Source organism: Vibrio fujianensis (genome assembly GCF_002749895.1).
Taxonomy (GTDB): Bacteria; Pseudomonadota; Gammaproteobacteria; order Enterobacterales; family Vibrionaceae; genus Vibrio; species Vibrio fujianensis.
Genome location: NZ_NBUS01000042.1, coordinates 114317 through 114800, shown reverse-complemented (window position 1 = coordinate 114800; position 484 = coordinate 114317). Strand labels below are relative to the sequence as shown.

Annotated in this window: 1 protein-coding gene and 1 pseudogene; both read left to right on the top strand. The window is 41.5% G+C overall.

Features of this window, described 5'->3' with window-relative positions; genetic code table 11:
• Window positions 1-285: pseudogene (locus B7C60_RS18785) on the top strand (alpha/beta hydrolase); the annotation flags it as partial.
• A 110-nt stretch (window positions 286-395) separates the two neighbouring features.
• A partial coding sequence (locus B7C60_RS18780; RefSeq protein ID WP_245869200.1) for a hypothetical protein occupies window positions 396-484 on the top strand: 89 nt, incomplete at its 3' end.

The window sequence follows — 484 nt, the reverse complement described above, 5'->3', positions numbered from 1 at the left end:
ATTTGGCAAGTAGAAGGCAAGTGGCAATGGCGGTACGATAAAAAGTTAACCACTGAATCGCTTTATCGTCAGTCATTACCTCACGCACAGCAAGTGATGGAGCAGATTGTTTGCCCTCATCTGGTGATATTAGGGGAGCATGGTTTTGCCTCTCTTGAGCAAGACGTCGCAAACTATTGGCATGCAAAAATGGAAAAACAGATCATTTCTGGCGGCCATCACTGTCATCTTCAGCAACCTTTACAGGTCGCAGAACTAATATTTGGCTTAGTTAACAAAATTTAAACAAGTGTTTGAGTGTTTCGTGCTCAAGCGCTCTGGCTGTGCTGTAATAGAGATCATTTCTATAACAAAGATAATGATAATTATGCCAGCCAATTACGAGGAGTATTACCGTGGATAAACCTTGGCTTTCACGTTATCCCGCCGATGTACCGGAAACCATCAATCCTGATCAATATTTATCATTGATTGAGATGTTTGA